This window comes from Pokkaliibacter plantistimulans (genome assembly GCF_003194385.1).
Lineage (GTDB): Bacteria > Pseudomonadota > Gammaproteobacteria > Pseudomonadales > Balneatricaceae > Pokkaliibacter > Pokkaliibacter plantistimulans.
The window spans coordinates 1-17,957 of sequence record NZ_LAPT01000042.1 but is presented as its reverse complement, the minus strand read 5'-3'; the positions used below and the strand labels follow the sequence as shown (position 1 = coordinate 17,957).

Genomic DNA, 17,957 nt, shown 5'->3' with positions numbered 1-17,957 from the left:
AATACGTGAGGATGGAAAATGGACTTCGATAAATTAGCTTATCCAGAAACTATCACTATTGCCGGCGTTGAATATAAGGGACAGAGAGATATGTCAAAAGGGCAAGTTCTCGTTCCTTACACTGAAGAGCCTGATGTTGGGATCGGAGATGTTATAACTCAAAAGTCTGGAAAGCGAGAAATATACCTTAAGGTCATAGACCTTTCTTTTTTAGAGGACGGCTCCCTTAATGTGGGTACAACACACCCGCATATGCTAACTCTAAAAGTACAAAATACGACAGCCCAACCCCACCTACCGCAAGCAACCTCGTCCACCTTCAATATTGGTTCAGTATCTGGTAGCAATGTTCAGGTTGGTAACGGTAACTCCTTGAGCGTCAACATCACCATCCAAGAATTAGTGGAGCAAGTAGCAAAGAGTGGTGATGAAGAAGCAAAATCAAAGCTTAAGGAGTTTCTCAGTAATAGCACTGTTGCAAGCGTCATTGGTGCCGGAATTTCGGGCCTTATAGGGCTTCTATAATGCATAACAATCACAGGCAGAGCGACCCGTTTTACATTGCGCTTCGCTCTATTCCAAACGGTCGCCTGCTGTAGGCGTTATGTGTCAATCAGGATAAGTGCATGGAAATAGACTACGAGAAAATTGGCAATAAAGAAGAGCTGATTTCCCTTATAGGTAGACTTTGTACTGAGGATACTTCCAATTGGGAAAATGTATCTACAGTATCGTTCCTTGAAGCTATGGCTGCTTGGTTGGAAAGCTCAGGTAATCTCTACAAAAACCTAAAAATAGACACAGATTCAGAGGTTGCTAGTTGGCAAATATTTGCTGATGCAATTCAGGCTGCAACTATCTATGAATAATCAACAACACATAACAAGAAAAGGCAGCATCGCCCCTGCGGGGCTGGACCTCTCTACGCTCGGCCGCTGCTTTGGGCGTTAGGCGGTAAGGGGTAATAAAAAGTGCCACATAGAATTTTTGAATGGGAAGAAATTGCCCAGCATTATTACAATGGATCATTGCTGCTAGGCAATGGCGCCAGTATCGCTGTTGATGGACGCTTTGGGTATACGTCTCTTATCGACCATGCGCGTGAGCATGGTCTTCTCATTGACGACATTCATCAACTATTTGAGTTTTTTCGTACCTCGGACTTCGAACTTGTATTACGCCTAGTGTGGCAAGCTTCTAATGTTAATCGCTCTCTTGCTATTCCCGACGCAAGAACACATGCAGCTTATGTAAGGGTGCGTGAGTGTCTTATCCATTCAGTTAGAGATGTTCATCCTGAGCACCAGGAAATTTCAGAGCATATACCTGCTATTTATGCTTTTTTAAAACGCTTTCGTACAGTGGCTTCTCTAAATTATGACCTGATACTTTACTGGACCATTATGTATGGCATAGGCGTACCTGATCGTCATTCATTAAAAGACTGCTTTGTTAATGGACAATTTTACGAGGATTGGCGCCGTTTGCGCGATCCAATATACGGGGATACATCGACAACTCTTGCGTTTTATCCCCATGGTAGCTTAGTTCTATCGCGTAACAATATTGAGTCAGAGTTCAAAGTCACAGGCAATGGGAATAGCCTGCTCGAAGCAATACTTCAAGCTTGGCAATCCGAATCAGTAGTACCTCTATTTGTTAGTGAAGGGACATCTCAGCAAAAAATCAATTCAATACATAGTAGTAGCTATCTAAATACCGTATATAGAGAAGTTCTCACTTCTTTGGAGCCCTCGCTGGTTATATATGGATGGGGTTTCTGGGAGCAAGACCTTTATATTCTCCAGCGAATTTCTTCATCTCAAATTCGCCAAGTTGCTGTGTCAGTGTATGGAAATGATCAAGTCTACTGTAATAGAGTCAGTCATGCGATTCAGAGCACTCTTGGCGCTAGTGTTCATGTACACTTTTTCCGAAGCAACAGTCCTGGCGCGTGGAACAATGCCGCTTAACAAGTTGCCGCACTCGGAAAAATTACTCGCTGCGCTCCTAATTTTCCGGTGAGCAAGGCGTTAGGCTTAAATTCAACTTCGAGTAAAGTATGTCTAAAATTCATTATTTCCAGAGATATTCTTCTGTAGAGAATACAGTAACTAATAATACATTGCAGTTATTTTCAAGAATTTATCAATATTCAACAGGCAAGGCTTCAATATTTTTGAGTAACTTGATTGATGATGTAGTAGAAATCGGAGTTGAAATTACTCAACAAGTTCGAGATGGTGATTCAGTACCTGATGCCTCAATAATCCAGCGTAGTTTTAAGGTTTTGATAGAATCAAAAGTGGATTCTGGAGTTAATAAATGTCAGCTAATAAAGCATGCGTCAGGTTTCAGGCAAGAAGATATGCAAGTCTTGCTGTTACTTACTAAGAGTAGAATTTCAGAAAGTGAAGATGAAGCATTGAGGTTAATGATTAAAAATGAACACCCATCCGTTAAGTTTAAAAACATTACGTATGAAGAGGTATGTAGTGCATGCGATGGGCTATTCCAAGAATACGAATATCAGATGAATGAGTTGGTGTCTGATTACAAAGAATATTGTAATGATGTTGGATTGTTTGATCAAACTAGAAAAATGCTGCGAATAGTTCCTTGTGGTGAAAGTATAAATATTAATAAGGAATATGGTATTTACTTTCAACCTTCAGATCGTGGTTACTCAAATCATAGATTTGTTGGTATTTACAAACATAAAAAAGTACAGGCAATCTGGGAGCTGGATTCTGTCTTCGATGTTATTTTTATAGATGGAAGATTTGAGAAAAAGCTGGTGAGTGGCCGGGATACGAATGATTATGACGGGAAAATCAGATCTGTTATAAACGCAGCCAAAACTGAATGTGGGTATGATGTGCGAACTGGCCATAGGTTTTTCTGTGGTACACCAAAACAGACATCGTTCAAAAAAACATCTAGTTTCGGAATTATGGGTGCTAGAATTCTTAATCTAGATAATTACATTGATAAAATTGACAATGTTGATGAGGTTGCGGAATCTTTAAAATCAGCCACATGGGAATAAAAGAAGCCTAACCAAAAGTTCAAGTTCGTTTGACAGACCCTCAATGGAGAATTCTGCATGGAACAAACGATTTTAGCACCTGACAAAGAATGGCTTACTTACATAGCTAAAATGTGGTTGCTGGGAAGCCAAATGTCGGAAGATATTACGGGCCAAAAAATGGATGGCTCAATACAGGATCTTGAGCGCTTACAGACCATAATTGATTCTGCTCAGATACCTGTAACAAGCACACAGGAGCTTCAATCTCTTGGCATCGTATTTGGAAAGGTTTTTGTAAACGAAACACCAGACTATGACTGGTGGGTAATCGAAGACGAATATGGTAAAGATGCTTGCGTGCGCTACAAAGAGACAACCTTGCTCATATTTCCGCAGACCATGCTTTCCAAGCGCATAGAGGAAGGAGAGCACGTAGATGTTCCAGACTTCTTTCAGGTTTTGAAACAAGATCTTGAGCGTGTCAAAAACGAGAACTACGCGAATGCATAACAATGCCAAGCGCGATCGCGCACTGCGTGAGCTGGACCTCGCTACACTCGACGGCCAGTGTTAGCGGTGTCATGTTTCCTCAATACCGGGTTTCAACTAATGGAAGAAGAGCTTTATTTCTATTATTCCGCAACACTAAGAATATTCTCGGAATCTGGCGTGGATTTTGAAGAAATTGAAAATAAGTTAGGAATTCAGCCAACACGGAAACATCGAAAAGGTGATCGTAGGGGACCTAAAAGCCCACCTTATAAGCATGATATGTGGAGCCTGGACTCAGGGCTCCATGAAGAAGAAAAACTTGAAGAGCATTTGTTCGCCTTGTGGGAAATTCTTAAGCCTCACAAGGAATACTTACTGAGTCTAAAAGAAACAGTGGAAGTGGATGTATTTTGTGGATACAGGTCAAGTAGCCATATCGCAGGTGTCGATGTTTCATATCGTGCCCTTGAATTATTTAAGGAGCTAGAAATTGATTTCAGCCTGTCCATCATCACCACATAACAAACAGCTCAAACCGACCTTCACTGCGTGAGGCTGTTCACAGTTCTGAATCAGCCAATATTCACATCTCGACATACTCGCCGATTTACCCGGCAACCACAGCAAACCGTCTGCGCAGTTGCCGGTGCCTATGCCTGAACAGCCAGCGCACCAGCTGGCTGACAATCGCCCCGGCAAATCGGGGCTCAAACACCAGCCTGTCAGTGAGGATGCAGCCCTGTGCCGTGGGTTCGAGCGTCCGCTCATGGCGCCAGAACCTCATGGACCCCATCGGTGACTGCTCGACAAAGCCGGTGTGCGGGTGAATCTCCAGCAGCGTCAGATCCAGGTAATCAATGGGGATAAGCCCGAACAGTGTGAGGGTGCTGCGAAAAAGACGTGTGCCCGGCTCAACTTTCAGCGATTCAAGACTCGTGATGCCTGCGGGTGCGGACATCGACAGCCAGGGGGCAAGCTCACTGGTGATGCCGGAAAGGGACGTCATCCATTGCCATAGCTCGGCGGGTGATGCCTGAAGATGGCTGCTGAAGCAGGCACTGTATTGCATCGGTCAGAGCTGGAAGCCAAGCCAGATAACGGCAGACGTTGCACAGGAAACCACAGCACTGACCGGTTTGAACAACAGGCTGTCTTTGCTCTGCTCAATACCGTGTTGCTGATGCTCCAGTACTTCACTGAGGATCGACTGCACCGCCTGATACGCCTCGCTATCGTTCTCTGCTTCGAGGCTGGCCAGCTGTGCAAGAAGATGGTGAGTGACGACCGTTTCCACCGCTGCCGTACAGGTCATGATTCCCGCCCGTCCCATCAGCGCGGTGATCAGCCCCAGACAAAACCCACCGATGCCGCAAAGCCAGAAACTCTTACAGCGAGCGATACCTCTGGACTGCAGAATGCGGCCGAAAATCTCCAGATGCTTTTGTTCATGGCTGAGAAAGTCTTCCAGTGTCGCCACCAGCTGGGGGGAGAACAGTCTGGCGACCATGATCTGCGCCCGATAGATATTGATGGCGCCAAACTCTCCGGCATGGTTGATCTTCATGATTTTGCTGGCGATACGAACCGGCTCAAGCGTATCGGGCATGAGTTTTTCATTCAGTCCCTGATTCATTTTCCCGCCTGCTGGCTATGTGAATGTAAAGATGGGCTCTGTTGTAGCGCCAGTCGGCACAGTAATTCAAGGGGCAGCCACTGAAGGTGGGCGGGGAGTGTCGTCAGTTTGCGCTGAAGTCGCGTTAGCCGGAGAAGCAAAGAAAGCCCGCAAGGGGCTTTCTTCAGAACCGGGAATAGCTGTGCAGAGGAGCGTTATGCCAGCCGTTCGATCACCATGGCGATACCCTGACCGACACCAATACACATGGTGCACAGCGCATAGCGACCATTGCGAATCTCCAGTTCATTCAGGGCGGTGGTGATCAGGCGTGCACCGCTCATGCCCAACGGGTGGCCAAGGGCGATAGCGCCGCCGTTGGGGTTAACGTGCTCCGCATCATCCGGCAGGCCCAGATCACGCAGTACCGCCAGCCCCTGTGAGGCAAAGGCTTCGTTCAGCTCAATCACATCCATATCCGCCAGTGTCAGGCCGACCTGTTGCAGCACTTTGCGGGTCGCCGGGGCAGGGCCAAAGCCCATGATACGAGGCTCAATACCTGCCGTGGCCATGCCCAGCACACGGCCGCGGGCTTTAAGCTGGAAGCGGTCAGCGGCGGCAGGGCTGGCCAGCAGCAGCGCACAGGCGCCATCGTTTACGCCCGAGGCGTTGCCTGCGGTGACGCTGCCACCGGCCCGGAAGGGAGTGGGGAGTTTGTTCAGGGTTGCCAGCGTGGTGTCTGCGCGAGGGTGTTCGTCGGTGTCAAACAGCAGAGGTTCGGCTTTACGACGGGGAATACTGACGGGCACGATCTCGCGGGTGAAACGGCCTGCGGCCTGTGCCCGGGCGGTACGCTGCTGGCTCAGCAGGGCGAACGCATCCTGATCCTGACGGGAAATACCGAACTGCTCGGCTACGTTCTCGGCCGTTTCCGGCATGGAGTCGACGCCGAATTGTTCCTTCATCAGTGTGTTGATAAAGCGCCAGCCGATGGTGGTATCGAAGATTTCGGCACTGCGGCTGAAGGCGCTGTCTGCCTTGCCCATCACGAAAGGTGCACGTGACATGGACTCGACACCGCCTGCAATCATCAGCCCGGCTTCGCCTGCCTTGATGGTACGTGCGGCCAGACCGACGGCATCCATGCCTGACCCGCACAGGCGGTTGACGGTGGTGCCGGGAACCGTCACGGGCAGGCCCGCGAGCAGCGATGACATATGGGCGACGTTGCGGTTGTCTTCACCGGCCTGATTGGCGCAGCCGTAGATGACGTCATCCACCTGTGACCAGTCGACGCCGGGGTTACGCTCCATCAGTGCCCTGATGGGAACGGCGCCGAGATCGTCGGCACGCACGCTTGCCAGCGTACCGGCATAACGGCCGATTGGGGTACGAATGGCATCGATGATCAGGGCTTCAGTAAGCTGGGTGCTCATGGTTATTTACTCCGCGGGAGCGCTGTTGGCTCCGGTCATTCGGTAGTCAGCAGGCCGGGCTGGGCTGTCTGGATAACGCCAGCGACTTGTCTGGCGTAACGCAGTGGCCTGCTAAGGTAAGGGGTCAGGCCGACAGTATTTCGCCGCGCAGCTGGTACGACTTGCCGCGAAACAGCGCGACGTCCTGACCGTGCTGATTGCGGATGGTGATGTCATAGACACCCAGCTTGCTGCCGCGCGACTGCTCCATCGCCGTCGCGGTCAGCACATCGCCTTCACGGGCGGGCGACAGGTACTCAATGCTGCATCCTGCGGCGACCGTCGGGGCGTTGTAGCTGTTGCAGGCAAAGGCAAACGCCGAGTCGGCGAGGGTGAACAGATAGCCGCCATGGCAGGTCTGATGGCCCTGAATCATGAAGTCTTTAACGGTCATGCTGACGACAGCCTGACCCGGCGCAACAGAGTTGATCTCGATGCCCAGATGACGGGTTGCCAGATCACGCTGATACAGCGCATCAGCACAGGCTTCTGCCAGCTGCTGCGGGGCCAGCGTGGTGGTCTTTTCAGGCTGCGTTGACATGGAAGTGACCTCCGGTGACGGCCATGCGTTTGAGCTGGCGTGATGGGCGGTAGCGATCTTCACCATAGGCTTGCTGCATATGGGTGAGCACCTGATGAATGCGCTGAGTACCGACGGCTTCGGCCCAGGCCAGCGGGCCACGGGGATAGTTGACGCCAAACTGCATGGCGATATCCGCATCGGCTGCACTGCATACCTGCTGCATGACGGCATCGGCCGCTTCGTTGGCCAGCATGGCGACGGTGCGCATCACCGCCAGCCCCGGTGCATCATCCAGCAAGGACAGCTGGATGCCCGCAAGAGCGAACAGCTCGGTCACCGGCTGCAGCACGCGCCTGTCGGCCTGATCGGCGATGGCCACGGCCAGACGACTGGCCTGCTGGTAATCCAGTGCCAGATCAAACAGCACCAGATTGGCCGTCGCCTCGGCCACGGCGCGCTCGCTGGCCATACGACCATCGGTCAGTGCCAGTACCGCATCACCCAGCAACAGGCGCCCCTGCTGATTGGCCAGACCCTGACGGCGAACGACATGGATGCCGGTTTGCTGCAGGCGGGTCAGCAGGGGTTCGGCGACCCCCAGATCACCTTCCACAATCAAGGTGGGCAGCTCGACAAGGGTGCTGCCTGCACTGCTGAGCGACTGCGGCTGAGGTTGTACGGCGTCAGTACGATAGTCATAGAAACCGCGGCCACTCTTGCGCCCCAGTCGGCCTCCGTCCACCAGCGCCTTTTGTGTCAGCGATGGCAGAAAGCGCTGATCGCCGTAGTAGGCGTCGAATACCGAGCAGGTCACGGCATAATTCACGTCGTGGCCGATCAGATCCATCAGCTCGAATGGCCCCATGCGGAAGCCACCAGCGTCGCGCAGCAGGGCATCAATAGTGGCGGTGTCGGCGGCGCCTTCTTCCAGCAGGCGCAAGCCTTCGGCATAGAAGGGGCGGGCCAGCCGGTTAACGATGAAACCGGGGGTGGAGCGGGCATGCACCGGCTTTTTACCCCAGGCGCTGGCGCTGGCGTAGAGGGTTTCGGCGACATGGCGGTCGGTATCCAGACCGGAGATCACTTCCACCAGCTTCATGATCGGCGCTGGGTTAAAGAAGTGCAGACCGGCAAAACGTTCAGGGTGCTGCATCCCCGCCGCGATGGAGGTGATGGACAGCGAGGAGGTGTTGCTGGTCAGCAGGGTATCGGCCGCACACAGCTGCTCCAGCTCGGCGAACAGGCTGCGCTTGATGTCCAGATTCTCGATGATGGCTTCCACTACCAGCCCGGCGTCGGCCAGCTGGCTCAACTCCTCAATGGGCTGCAGGCGGCTGAGGATGGCTTCGGCTTCGCTGTGATCCAGCTTGCCGCGGCTGACTAGCTTGCCAAGCCCGGCACCGATACTGTCGATGGCACGAGACGCCGCGCCTTCAGCTTTATCAAACAGCTTGACCTGATGGCCGTAACTGGCGGCGACCTGGGCAATACCTGCGCCCATGGCGCCTGCGCCAATAACGGCGACGATGGTGTCTTTGCTCAGAGGTGGCATGGTTGATCTCCTCTGTCAGTGGCCACGGAATTCGGGTTTGCGCTTCTGCATAAAGGCCGCCACACCTTCACGGTAATCCTCCGTGCGGCCCGCCAGACGTTGCAGGTCACGCTCAAGATCGAGCTGCTGGTCCAGCGTGTTGGTGCTGCTGGCCTGCAGGGCACGCTTGATCAGTGCCAGTCCGGTGGTGGGCTGAGTGGCCAGATGACGGGCGGACTGTAAAGCGGTATCGAGCAGCTCGGCATCCTCCACGCAGCGCCAGATCATGCCCCATTGTTCAGCCTGTTCGGCGCTGATCTTGTCACCCAGCATGGCCAGTGCCGTGGCGCGTGCAGGGCCGACCAGACGGGGTAGTGTCCAGGTGCCGCCTGAGTCCGGCACCAGCCCGATCTTGCAGAAGGCCTGAATAAAGCTGGCGCTGCGGGCGGCGAAAACGATGTCGCAGGCGAAGGCGATATTGGCACCGGCACCGGCAGCGACGCCGTTGACCGCACAGATCACCGGGAAAGGCAGACTGCGCAGGGTGCGGATCAGCGGGTTGTAGTTTTTCTCGATGGAAGCGCCGAGATCCGGCATGTCGGCGTCTGCGGCCACATTGCGATCAGACAGATCCTGTCCGGCGCAGAAACCACGGCCATTGCCGGTGATCAGCAGGCAGCGAACCTGTTCATTGGCGCGGGCCTGTTTCAGCGCGTCCTTCACTTCCAGATGCATGTCGGCATTGAAGCTGTTCAGGGCGGCGGGGCGGTTCAGGGTCAGAATGGCGACGCCTTGCTCGACGCTGTACTCGATATGTTGAAAGGACATAACAACTCTCCTGCAGGAATCTCAGCAATTAGCGACCGCGATAAACCGGGCGACGTTTTTCCAGAAAGGCACTGATGCCCTCGTTGCGGTCGGCGGTAGCAGCGAGGAAGGTAAAAGCCCGTCGCTCATACTGCAGACCACTGGAGAGAGTCATCTCCCAGGCTTTGTTCAGCACATCTTTGGCCTGCTGCACCGCCAGCGGCGCATGGCCAGCGATCTTGCGGGCCACGGCAATGGCGCGTTCCAGGGTCAGTTCCGGCTCGGTGATTTCGGCGATCAGACCCAGCTGCAATGCCCGGTCGGCACTGATGGCTTCACCAGTCAGCACCATCATGGCTGCGGCGGCTTTGCCTACGGCGCGGATAAGGCGCTGGGTGCCGCCCGCTCCGGGGATGATGCCGAGATTGATTTCCGGCTGGCCGAAAGAAGCACTGCGGGCAGCGATGATGATGTCGGCATGCATGGCCAGCTCACAGCCGCCACCGAGGGCAAAGCCATTCACGGCGGCAATCAGAGGTTTGTTAAAGGCGGCGATACGGGCCCAGTGCTGAGGGCGTGGGTCCTGATGGACGCCGACGGCATCCAGATGAGCCATTTCCCGGACGTCAGCACCCGCCGCAAAGGCGCGCTCGTTGCCGGTAATCACGACGGCGCGCACGTCTTCGCTATGGCTGAAGGTCTCCAGCACGTCGGCCAGCTCGGCCAGCAGGGCGGTGTTCAGGGCATTCAGGACTTCGGGGCGATTGAGCCGGATAACGGCCACACCCTCGGCAGGGGCTTCGATCAGAAGTAACCCGGGTGAGGTGGAATGATTCACGTTGTCGCTCTCTTGTTCTTGGATTCGCAGTCGCCGGTCACGCCCTGTATGCAACGAAGGCGCAGTCAGCGGGTTTATCTCTGTGTCAGAACCTGTTCGCGATCGGCAGTGCCCCGGCCTTACGACGCTTCCTCAGCGCTTCTTGCCTCGTTGGGTGCTGGCTTGCCAGATCGCGCATGCCGTTTGAGTCAACGGCCTGTCGTTATAAGTTGTGATGCAGGGCAGAGTAACGCCAAAAGTGATACTAATAAATAGTTAAAAATAAATATTACGTATCGTTAAATGTATTTTTTGAGGATTTTTGGCGGCTAGGGTGATGTGTTACGGTGCAGCTGATACTCGTTATTACGCTGATTTTTCAGCATTTATGGGCTGATATTTTCACGCTTACAGCACTTCTCGCGCAGAGAGACCGAGCTGTGAGTGTCTGTCTATCGACTTTGGTTTTATGTGTTACAAGAATCAGTTTTTGACTTTAAAAAACGGTGTAATTAGGATCGGGCTATCGTCGGCTGCGATACCGCACCCTGACCAGAACGAATAACAACAAAAGCAAGAAGAGCAACGAGGAGTCACCCATGCCTGTCTATCGCCTTGATGGCATTACCCCAGTTATTGATCCCACGGCCTTTGTTCACCCTACGGCAGTGCTGATCGGCGATGTCATTATCGGGCCGGGCTGCTATGTGGGGCCCAATGCCAGCCTGCGTGGCGACTTTGGCCGACTGATTCTGGAAAAAGGCTCTAATCTGCAGGACAACTGCGTCATGCATGGCTTTCCGGACAGCGACACCGTGGTGGAGGAAGACGGCCACATCGGCCACGGTGCGGTGCTGCATGGCTGCCGAATTGGACGCAATGCTCTGGTGGGGATGAATGCGGTGGTGATGGATGCGGCACATATCGGTGCTGAGTCCATCGTGGCGGCAGGCTCTTTTGTCAAAGCAGGCTTCAGTTGTGAGCCGCGTTCACTGGTCATGGGCACACCTGCCGTAGTCAAGCGCACCATCGGTGACGACGAGGTGAAGTGGAAAAGCAGCACCACTGCACAGTATCAGCAGCTGACCCGCCGCTGTCTGGCCACGCTGGAGGAATGTGAAGCGCTGACGGCGGTGGAGGCAGATCGCCCACGTCTGAAAACGGGCGATATCAAGCCGAAGGGGATGTAAGCCCACTGCGCAAGTGACACCGCTTTTGCAGGTAATCGCGCAAAGAGGCATCCATTCTTTGCACCACTGGCACACGGTTCGTAGAATACCGGGCACCTATCCTGACAGCGAAACCCTCTCTGATGAGCAGTTCTCCTTATCTCAATGAACTGATACAGCAGTTCTGTGCCCAGCGGCCGATCCGAGCCGGTTCGCTGATCATTTCCGTGTTTGGTGATGCCATCGTGCCCCGCGGCGGCACCGTGTGGCTGGGCAGTCTGATCAATGTGCTGGAGCCGTTCGGCCTCAATCAGCGTCTGGTGCGGACCTCGATTTTCCGTCTGAGCAAGGAAGATGAGTGGCTGTCAGCCGATCAGGTAGGCCGCCGGGCCTATTACAGCCTGACTTCGCAGGGGCGTCGGCGGTTCGACAAGGCGTTCAAGCGTATCTATCTGCCGGTGCTGCCGGAGTGGGACGGCTCCTGGTGTCTGGCGGTGTTGTCGCAGCTGCCTGCTGAGAAGCGTCAGCAAGTACGTGACGAATTGCAGTGGATGGGTTTTGGCTCGTTCTCGCCCATTCTGATGGCCTCGCCACACGCCGACATGCTGGAGGTCAACAACACCCTGACCGAGCTGGGCGCACTGGATGACACGATTCTGTTCGAGACCAGAGAAGGTGAGCCGTACTCCTCACGTGCATTACGGGAACAGTCGCGGGAATGCTGGAATCTGGATCAGATCTCCGAGAGTTATAAGTCGTTTCTCGAACGCTTCCGCCCGATCTGGCAGGAGTTCAGCAGCAAGGGCGTGCCCGGTCCGCAGGACTGCTTTATTGCCCGTACCTTGCTGATTCATGAATACCGCAAGGTCATGCTGCGTGATCCGCAGCTCCCGGCAGAGCTGTTGCCACCTGACTGGAGCGGTGTGTCGGCACGGCAGCTGTGCCGCAACATCTACAGTCTGGTCTGTGCAGGGTCAGAGGCATATATCAGTGAAATGATGGAAACCGCCGATGGCCCGTTACCCGAACCTGCGCCGACGTTTTACAAGCGTTTTGGTGGCGTGAAGGCCTGATAACCCGTCTGCGAGCGGGATTGCCAGCGTGTAATACGTTGGCTGGTCAGGTTCTTTGAATGCAGAAAAAGAAAAGACCCGAGGCAGTGGCTGCGTCGGGTCCGCTATTACGTCGAGAGGTCGGCTGGCTCAGCCTTCCTCGTCTGCCTTGGCCAGTGAGGCACGCTCCTGGTCACGCTGTTTGCGGTAGTCGCGGGCAGACGCGGGCAGTGGGCTGACCTTGCCGGTTTCCAGCCAGTTGCGCAGGCGGGTCGCGTCGGCAAAGTGAGTCTGTTTACCGTAGGCGTCCAATACCACCAGTGTCATCGGGTGGCCGTTGATCGTGGTGCGCATGGCCAGACAGTGGCCTGCTTCGTCGTTGAAGCCGGTCTTGGTCAGCTGGATACTCCAGTCTTTCTTGCCGTACAGCAGATGATTGGTATTGCGGAAGGGCAGGGTGTAGCTGGGGTTGGTAAAGGTAATTGATTTTTCCTTGGTGGTGCTCAGCTCACTCAGCATCGGGTACTTGCGCGTGACCAGCAGCATACGGGTCAGGTCACGGGCGGTGGACACGTTGTCGTAGGACAGACCGGTCGGTTCAACGAAGTGGGTGCGGGTCATGCCGATGTATTTGGCCTTGGCATTCATCGCCTTGATAAAGGCGTCATAACCGCCGGGATAGTGTTCTGCCAGACTGTTGGCCGCACGGTTTTCAGAAGACATCAGGGCCATCAGCAGCATCTGGCGGCGGGTCACCTGGCTGTGCAGACGGACTCGTGAGAACACGCCCTTCATATGGGGGTTGCTGGAGATGTCCACATCGATGACTTCGTCCATCGGCTGTTTGGCATCCAGAATCACCATGGCTGTCATCAGTTTGCTGATGGAAGCAATGGGAACGACCTGATCAGGGTTGCTGGAATAGATGATTTTGGTGGCTTTCATATCGAAAACCATGGCACTGCTGGAAGCCAGTTCCTGATGTTTAACCGCCGCCTTGGCACTGGCTTTTGCGCTGGCATCCGTTGCCGCGCTGGCAACCACCGGAGTGGCTAGTGCCAGAAACATAGAGAAGAGTGCGAGACGACTGGTTACACGCATCATGGCAAGTATTTCGTTCTGTAAAGAGGATGAAGACAGATGAAGCGGATTATGCGTGCATTAGGAAGGCAAAAACAATATAGCCAACTGTTGTGTCGGTAAATTTTGTCAGTAAATCCGCATTTTTTGAGAAATTTCTTCAGAAGCATCAAGTGCTTGGGTGATCTTGAGCTCACCCTGTGGTGCTCTGTAAAGCCTGCACAGCTGCATTTTTTTGGTATCAGGCAGACCCTGCCGTGCGCAACCTATGGCGAATCTGCTGTGATCAAGCCTGCCTCTGAAACCCCATTGACAGCACTGCGTCTGGCCGAGTTGGCCACAGAAGAAGGGACTCCATCCGGCGTATGCAATGCGGTTACAGTGCAGGGCCACACTGCAGGGAGCGCATCTGGTGGCTCACCTGCTGTGCGCAAGGTGTCCTTTACCGGCTCCACTGCCGTGAGCAAGACGGTGGTCATCACTGCTACGCAGAACCTGACCTGAGTAGCGCTGGAATTGGGAAGGAAAAACCCGATGATCCTGCTGGAGGATGCCTATATCGAGCAGGCGGTATGAACACTCCATGACCATTGCCCGCGAAGAGGTATTCGGCCCGGTGCTGTCGGTTATTTCCTTCAGTGATGAAGAAGAAGCTATTCGTATGGCCAACGACAGCCCTTATGGTCTGGCAGCCAGCCTGTGGACCAACAATCTGAACAAGGCCATGAATCTGGTGCCGCGGATAGAAGCGGGTACGGTATGGGTCAATGCCCATGTGTTGCTTGATCCCAGTATGCCTTTTGGTGGCATGAAGCAGTCCGGTATTGGGCGCGAGTTCGGCAGTGCCGTGCTGGATGCTTATACCGAGATCAAATCGGTCTGCATTGCACATTGATTTACATACGCTGATTCACACCACGCTAGCTCGGCATCCTCTGTGTAATCCACGACGTCAATCTTGCTGCCCTGTATGGCGACCGCCTGCTGCTACTGCAACAGGGGCGAATGCGTTATATAGGGTCGCCCACGGCCTGCTGGAGGGTGGTAATGTTGAAACGACCTACGGTGCGGATCTGATTGCACTGCGACACCCGGAGGCCGGTGTGCCGCAGTGGTGGTTCAGAGGTTAGCTATCACTGCCGCTGGCGAACACGTTCTTCCTGCATCTTTACTCCGCCTTGAATCCACTACCCCGAAATACCCGCACGGCATCGCCGCGCTGCACTTCCTGATGCTGGCTCCAGCGTTGCTGCTCCTGCCGGGCCTGCTGCTCGTTTTGTCGTTCAGCCAGTTTGTGCAGTAGCAGCGCCCGGGCCAGTCGCTTGTTGGCGTGCTGGCTGCGTTCGCTGGCGATATGCACCGTCAGGCCGGTTTGTACGTGAGTGGCCTGAATAGCCGACTCGGTTTTGTTGACGTGCTGCCCGCCGGGGCCGGAAGCGCGACAGGCTTTGTAGCTGATCTGCTCGTCCATGTGCTGGTCATCCAGCGTGTAAAGCTGGCCACTGAAAAACCAGTTCTTGCGCTTGTGACCGGGGCGATAGGGGCTTTCGCAGATCCATTGCATGGCACCACTCCATTGCTGCGCCCACGACATGGCATCCAGCCCCGATACTTCAAACAGGATGGATTTAAGGCAACCGGGCTTTTGCCCGGCAACACGTTCCAGCTCGGTCACGCTGATGGCCAGTCTGGCAGCCTGCTTTTGCAGCACTTCGGCAGCCAGCGCAACGGCACGGGCGCATTCATCCGGCCCCTGACCGGCGGAGAGTTGCAACAGCATCATGCGCTGCACTCCCCGTGGGTTTTGAATGTCAGTACCGGCTTGAGCCGGGCGACCACTTCGATCAGCCCGGCATCCTGCAAGGCTTCGATGATCGACAGGCAGGGCTTGTAAGCCTGTGGTGCCTCGTCGTACAGCAGGGTGCGGTCACCGCAGATCACCAGACTGCCGAAGGCGGTACGGTACAGCTCATCACGGCTGTACTTGTGGCTCAGCCGTGCCTTGCAGTCACCCCGTTGCCATTTGCGCCCGGCGCCATGGGCCAGAGAATACAGCCCGGCGGCTGACTCCAGCGGTTTGACCAGATAGGTGTGGTCGCCCCGAGAACCGGGAATCACCACCAGACCCTGATCGGCCGGGGTCGCGCCTTTACGGTGTAACCAGCCGGCCGTGCCGTCCAGTGTTTTGCTGCTGACCAGATTGTGGTTGATGTCGAACAGCACTTCGCCCTCAGCACGAATGGCCTGCAGAAAGCGTCGGGCAATCATTTCCCGATTCAGTTCTGCCCAGCGTACCGCCTGATCATGCTGTTGCAGGTAGTCGTCAAACCCGGCGGTCCCGGCGGCCAGCCCCTGATGGTTAAAGCGGCTGACATGCTCGGTCAGGATGCGCTGGCCGAGGCCACGGGAGCCGGAGTGCACCAGCAACAGCAGGCGTTTGTGTTCAAGCCCCAGGGCTTCCAGCGCAGTGCTGTCGAAGACGTCATCAACGGCCTGAAACTCGGCGAAGTGATTGCCGCCGCCGATGGTGCCAAGGGAGGCATCAAACCCATCGCAGTCGATGGCCTGATCCTGCTTGCGTTGCCTAAGCAGATCGCCCCAGCTGTCATCCAGCGGTTGCTCGACGTTGCCCAGTCGCTTGCTGAGCTTGTCGATATTGACCTTGTGCAGGGGCAGGTCGGTTTGCCACAGGCCCATGCCACAGCCGATGTCATTACCGACCAGCGCAGGGTAGATGTGGCCGACGCTGAAAAAGGCAGCGCCGACCGGGTAGCCACGCCCAGGATGAAGGTCGGGCATGCCCGCGACTCTGCACATGTGAGGCAGTTCGGCTGTTTTGAGTAGTTGCTGGATAGCTGTGCCTTCCATCCAGGTGTCGTTGGAGGCGATCAGCGAAACACGATCAGATAACAGTTGGACTGAATTGCCCATGTCACCCATTCCTTTTGCAGAGAGTGAATCAATAAGGTTTGGGCAGGTCAGAGCGACCGGGCGGGCTGGTTATACCAGTGACAGTAAGCGGGAAAAGAGGGGCTGGAGAATCAGCTGCTTACCGGCCGCGACCTGCGAAGGATGAAAGTGTTGAATAAGTCATGGTGTGTCCTCCTTGGTCAGCGGGGTGGATAAAAAGTGTGCGCATGGTAAGGGCATAACCACGCCGGTGCAAGTAGTCAGCATGGCTGATATGACAGGGGGCGAGTGTGCTGACACCCGGCCCCGTCGTGATAGTGGTCAGGCACTGTGATCAAACAGCTGGTACTGCTCTTGCCGCAGCAGGCGGATAACGTCTTTGTAGAGCTGATCATCCATATCGCGCCAATAGCGCGGGTTGCGCTGGGTATGGCGGTCGTAGGCGGCGGTGGTGGGGTCAATAGAGCGGAAGGGTTCAAAGGCAGGCACATCGGCCAGCGGCAGGCTGACATCCATATATTGCTGAATAAAAGCCCACATGCGTTCAATGTCGCCTTTGCTGGAGCTGACGCCGGTCATCTGGGAGAGATCCACTTTAATATCGGTACCGGGTTTGACCAGTTTTAAGCGGTATTGATTATGGGTGGGGCTGTACATGGCTTCCACAATGGGGGCCATCTCGGTGAAAGGAATATCGTGCTCTATATACCGTTCGGTTTTATGCCATAGCCGAACCTGGCCGGTACGGCGGCAGAGTTCAAATACTGGCCGGGTATCGGAGCCCATTTTTTGGGCACTGCGGGCCAGAATAAAGTCACAGCCTTTCCATACTGCTGCTGCTGCTGCTGCTATTGATGCAAAAGTAAGAGCAAACTTTAACAAAACATCTGTACTAAACTGGCCGGTTTTTGCCATGCAGAATATTGCCCCAGTGACTGTGGAAAACCAGAACAACAGTTTCCCCATATAGCCCAGAGCAAAAATATGGGTAAAGGCGCCGGTGTATTTGCCTAATGACCCGGCCCGGAGGGTTTCATGGTCCATCCGTATCGGGGCGTCGATATTGTCCTGGCGAAGATGCCAGTGGGCATCGGCATCAGGTTTCTCCGCCGTGTTCAGTTCGGTATAGCCGCATTCATTGAGTTCTTCGTTCAGCCATTCATTGGGGATGCCAGTACGCGGGTCACCGCGCCCGCCGAGGGCAAAGCCGCCGAAGGGGGCGTCGGCCAGGGGGTAGGTATGCTCCGGGTCAAAGCGGTAGGCAGTATCGGCATAGTGGTAGTCGCTTTGCTCCTGAGGGGGCAGAGAATGGGTGGTCAGGGTATGGCTCATAACAGGCCGCCGTTTTTCAGGGAGTGAATAAGGGTACTCAACAGGCTGAGGTTATCGCTGCTGCGCTCCGGTTGCGCTTCGGCATCGCCCTTCTCGCCGCCATCGAGCCAGAAGGGCTGGCCGGTT

General features: G+C 54.6%; 21 protein-coding genes. 10 read left to right on the top strand and 11 right to left on the bottom strand.

Features of this window, described 5'->3' with window-relative positions; all coding sequences use genetic code 11:
• Positions 1–18: 18 nt before the first annotated feature.
• From WH50_RS10080 to WH50_RS10055, 6 genes are all read left to right on the top strand, one after another.
• A complete protein-coding gene (locus WH50_RS10080) occupies positions 19–525 on the top strand; it encodes a hypothetical protein (protein WP_110187179.1) in 507 nt (168 codons plus the stop codon).
• A gap of 101 nt (positions 526–626) precedes the next feature.
• The gene (locus WH50_RS10075) at positions 627–869 is read left to right on the top strand and encodes a DUF7660 family protein (RefSeq protein WP_110187178.1); all 243 of its coding nucleotides are present in this window, start codon (positions 627–629) and stop codon (positions 867–869) included.
• A 102-nt stretch (positions 870–971) separates the two neighbouring features.
• Positions 972–1,973, top strand: coding sequence for a DUF4917 family protein (locus WH50_RS10070; protein ID WP_110187177.1), 1,002 nt, complete (start codon positions 972–974; stop codon positions 1,971–1,973).
• An 89-nt stretch (positions 1,974–2,062) separates the two neighbouring features.
• On the top strand, positions 2,063–3,049 hold the full coding sequence (locus WH50_RS10065; protein ID WP_133251295.1) for a hypothetical protein: 987 nt from the start codon (positions 2,063–2,065) through the stop codon (positions 3,047–3,049).
• Positions 3,050–3,106: 57 nt separating this feature from the next.
• Complete coding sequence (locus tag WH50_RS10060) at positions 3,107–3,541, top strand: DUF3806 domain-containing protein (RefSeq protein ID WP_207780250.1); 435 nt, start codon at positions 3,107–3,109, stop codon at positions 3,539–3,541.
• A gap of 99 nt (positions 3,542–3,640) precedes the next feature.
• The gene (locus tag WH50_RS10055; protein ID WP_133251294.1) at positions 3,641–4,045 is read left to right on the top strand and encodes a DUF4279 domain-containing protein; all 405 of its coding nucleotides are present in this window, start codon (positions 3,641–3,643) and stop codon (positions 4,043–4,045) included.
• Positions 4,046–4,130: 85 nt separating this feature from the next.
• Here WH50_RS10055 and WH50_RS10050 read toward each other — a convergent pair whose 3' ends face one another.
• The 7 genes from WH50_RS10050 to paaF form a co-directional block, all read right to left on the bottom strand.
• Positions 4,131–4,592: an SRPBCC family protein gene (locus WH50_RS10050; RefSeq protein ID WP_110187174.1), complete on the bottom strand. Its 462-nt coding sequence runs from the start codon at positions 4,590–4,592 to the stop codon at positions 4,131–4,133.
• A 3-nt stretch (positions 4,593–4,595) separates the two neighbouring features.
• Complete coding sequence (locus tag WH50_RS10045; protein ID WP_207780249.1) at positions 4,596–5,156, bottom strand: demethoxyubiquinone hydroxylase family protein; 561 nt, start codon at positions 5,154–5,156, stop codon at positions 4,596–4,598.
• Positions 5,157–5,350: 194 nt separating this feature from the next.
• Complete coding sequence (pcaF, locus tag WH50_RS10040; protein WP_110187173.1) at positions 5,351–6,571, bottom strand: 3-oxoadipyl-CoA thiolase; 1,221 nt, start codon at positions 6,569–6,571, stop codon at positions 5,351–5,353.
• 124 nt (positions 6,572–6,695) lie between these two features.
• Positions 6,696–7,151 (bottom strand): hydroxyphenylacetyl-CoA thioesterase PaaI, encoded by a 456-nt coding sequence (paaI, locus tag WH50_RS10035; RefSeq protein WP_110187172.1) that lies wholly within the window; start codon positions 7,149–7,151, stop codon positions 6,696–6,698.
• Entirely contained in the window at positions 7,135–8,685 is a 1,551-nt protein-coding gene (paaH, locus tag WH50_RS10030) for a 3-hydroxyacyl-CoA dehydrogenase PaaH (RefSeq protein WP_110187171.1), read from the bottom strand. The genes paaI and paaH overlap by 17 nt, the downstream gene beginning before the upstream one ends.
• Before the next feature lie 15 nt (positions 8,686–8,700).
• Positions 8,701–9,492: a 2-(1,2-epoxy-1,2-dihydrophenyl)acetyl-CoA isomerase PaaG gene (paaG, locus tag WH50_RS10025; protein ID WP_110187170.1), complete on the bottom strand. Its 792-nt coding sequence runs from the start codon at positions 9,490–9,492 to the stop codon at positions 8,701–8,703.
• A gap of 28 nt (positions 9,493–9,520) precedes the next feature.
• The gene (paaF, locus tag WH50_RS10020; protein WP_207780248.1) at positions 9,521–10,309 is read right to left on the bottom strand and encodes a 2,3-dehydroadipyl-CoA hydratase PaaF; all 789 of its coding nucleotides are present in this window, start codon (positions 10,307–10,309) and stop codon (positions 9,521–9,523) included.
• A 578-nt stretch (positions 10,310–10,887) separates the two neighbouring features.
• Here paaF and WH50_RS10015 point away from each other — a divergent pair.
• Positions 10,888–11,478, top strand: coding sequence for a DapH/DapD/GlmU-related protein (locus WH50_RS10015; RefSeq protein ID WP_104155216.1), 591 nt, complete (start codon positions 10,888–10,890; stop codon positions 11,476–11,478).
• A gap of 122 nt (positions 11,479–11,600) precedes the next feature.
• Positions 11,601–12,530 (top strand): phenylacetic acid degradation operon negative regulatory protein PaaX, encoded by a 930-nt coding sequence (paaX, locus tag WH50_RS10010; protein ID WP_104155217.1) that lies wholly within the window; start codon positions 11,601–11,603, stop codon positions 12,528–12,530.
• A 129-nt stretch (positions 12,531–12,659) separates the two neighbouring features.
• Here the strand turns inward: paaX and pbpG are convergent, their stop codons facing one another.
• Positions 12,660–13,613: a D-alanyl-D-alanine endopeptidase gene (gene pbpG, locus WH50_RS10005; RefSeq protein WP_243410061.1), complete on the bottom strand. Its 954-nt coding sequence runs from the start codon at positions 13,611–13,613 to the stop codon at positions 12,660–12,662.
• A 153-nt stretch (positions 13,614–13,766) separates the two neighbouring features.
• On the opposite strand from pbpG, the gene WH50_RS26590 reads away from it, so the two are divergent.
• A complete protein-coding gene (locus tag WH50_RS26590) occupies positions 13,767–14,093 on the top strand; it encodes an aldehyde dehydrogenase family protein (RefSeq protein ID WP_207780247.1) in 327 nt (108 codons plus the stop codon).
• Between the two features lie 79 nt (positions 14,094–14,172).
• Complete coding sequence (locus WH50_RS26585) at positions 14,173–14,484, top strand: aldehyde dehydrogenase family protein (protein ID WP_207780246.1); 312 nt, start codon at positions 14,173–14,175, stop codon at positions 14,482–14,484.
• A gap of 273 nt (positions 14,485–14,757) precedes the next feature.
• Here WH50_RS26585 and prfH read toward each other — a convergent pair whose 3' ends face one another.
• From prfH to WH50_RS09985, 3 genes are all read right to left on the bottom strand, one after another.
• Positions 14,758–15,372, bottom strand: a complete 615-nt coding sequence (gene prfH / locus WH50_RS09995) for a peptide chain release factor H (protein WP_110187169.1) — start codon at positions 15,370–15,372, stop codon at positions 14,758–14,760.
• The gene (locus WH50_RS09990) at positions 15,369–16,520 is read right to left on the bottom strand and encodes an RNA ligase RtcB family protein (protein ID WP_110187168.1); all 1,152 of its coding nucleotides are present in this window, start codon (positions 16,518–16,520) and stop codon (positions 15,369–15,371) included. The genes prfH and WH50_RS09990 overlap by 4 nt, the downstream gene beginning before the upstream one ends.
• A 300-nt stretch (positions 16,521–16,820) precedes the next feature.
• Positions 16,821–17,831: a hypothetical protein gene (locus WH50_RS09985; RefSeq protein ID WP_110187167.1), complete on the bottom strand. Its 1,011-nt coding sequence runs from the start codon at positions 17,829–17,831 to the stop codon at positions 16,821–16,823.
• Between the last annotated feature and the right edge of the window lie 126 nt (positions 17,832–17,957).

What these genes read in the sequence shown, in the direction of transcription:
- WH50_RS10060 (WP_207780250.1), top strand. Translation starts at nt 3,107, where the DNA reads ATGGAACAAACGATTTTAGCACCTGACAAAGAATGGCTTACTTACATA.
- WH50_RS26585 (WP_207780246.1), top strand. Translation starts at nt 14,173, where the DNA reads ATGACCATTGCCCGCGAAGAGGTATTCGGCCCGGTGCTGTCGGTTATT.
- prfH (WP_110187169.1), bottom strand. Translation starts at nt 15,372, where the DNA reads ATGATGCTGTTGCAACTCTCCGCCGGTCAGGGGCCGGATGAATGCGCC.
- paaX (WP_104155217.1), top strand. Translation starts at nt 11,601, where the DNA reads ATGAGCAGTTCTCCTTATCTCAATGAACTGATACAGCAGTTCTGTGCC.
- WH50_RS10045 (WP_207780249.1), bottom strand. Translation starts at nt 5,156, where the DNA reads ATGAATCAGGGACTGAATGAAAAACTCATGCCCGATACGCTTGAGCCG.
- WH50_RS09990 (WP_110187168.1), bottom strand. Translation starts at nt 16,520, where the DNA reads ATGGGCAATTCAGTCCAACTGTTATCTGATCGTGTTTCGCTGATCGCC.
- WH50_RS10015 (WP_104155216.1), top strand. Translation starts at nt 10,888, where the DNA reads ATGCCTGTCTATCGCCTTGATGGCATTACCCCAGTTATTGATCCCACG.
- WH50_RS10075 (WP_110187178.1), top strand. Translation starts at nt 627, where the DNA reads ATGGAAATAGACTACGAGAAAATTGGCAATAAAGAAGAGCTGATTTCC.
- WH50_RS10055 (WP_133251294.1), top strand. Translation starts at nt 3,641, where the DNA reads ATGGAAGAAGAGCTTTATTTCTATTATTCCGCAACACTAAGAATATTC.
- WH50_RS09985 (WP_110187167.1), bottom strand. Translation starts at nt 17,831, where the DNA reads ATGAGCCATACCCTGACCACCCATTCTCTGCCCCCTCAGGAGCAAAGC.
- paaI (WP_110187172.1), bottom strand. Translation starts at nt 7,151, where the DNA reads ATGTCAACGCAGCCTGAAAAGACCACCACGCTGGCCCCGCAGCAGCTG.
- paaH (WP_110187171.1), bottom strand. Translation starts at nt 8,685, where the DNA reads ATGCCACCTCTGAGCAAAGACACCATCGTCGCCGTTATTGGCGCAGGC.
- WH50_RS10080 (WP_110187179.1), top strand. Translation starts at nt 19, where the DNA reads ATGGACTTCGATAAATTAGCTTATCCAGAAACTATCACTATTGCCGGC.
- WH50_RS10050 (WP_110187174.1), bottom strand. Translation starts at nt 4,592, where the DNA reads ATGCAATACAGTGCCTGCTTCAGCAGCCATCTTCAGGCATCACCCGCC.
- pbpG (WP_243410061.1), bottom strand. Translation starts at nt 13,613, where the DNA reads ATGATGCGTGTAACCAGTCGTCTCGCACTCTTCTCTATGTTTCTGGCA.
- pcaF (WP_110187173.1), bottom strand. Translation starts at nt 6,571, where the DNA reads ATGAGCACCCAGCTTACTGAAGCCCTGATCATCGATGCCATTCGTACC.
- paaG (WP_110187170.1), bottom strand. Translation starts at nt 9,492, where the DNA reads ATGTCCTTTCAACATATCGAGTACAGCGTCGAGCAAGGCGTCGCCATT.
- WH50_RS10065 (WP_133251295.1), top strand. Translation starts at nt 2,063, where the DNA reads ATGTCTAAAATTCATTATTTCCAGAGATATTCTTCTGTAGAGAATACA.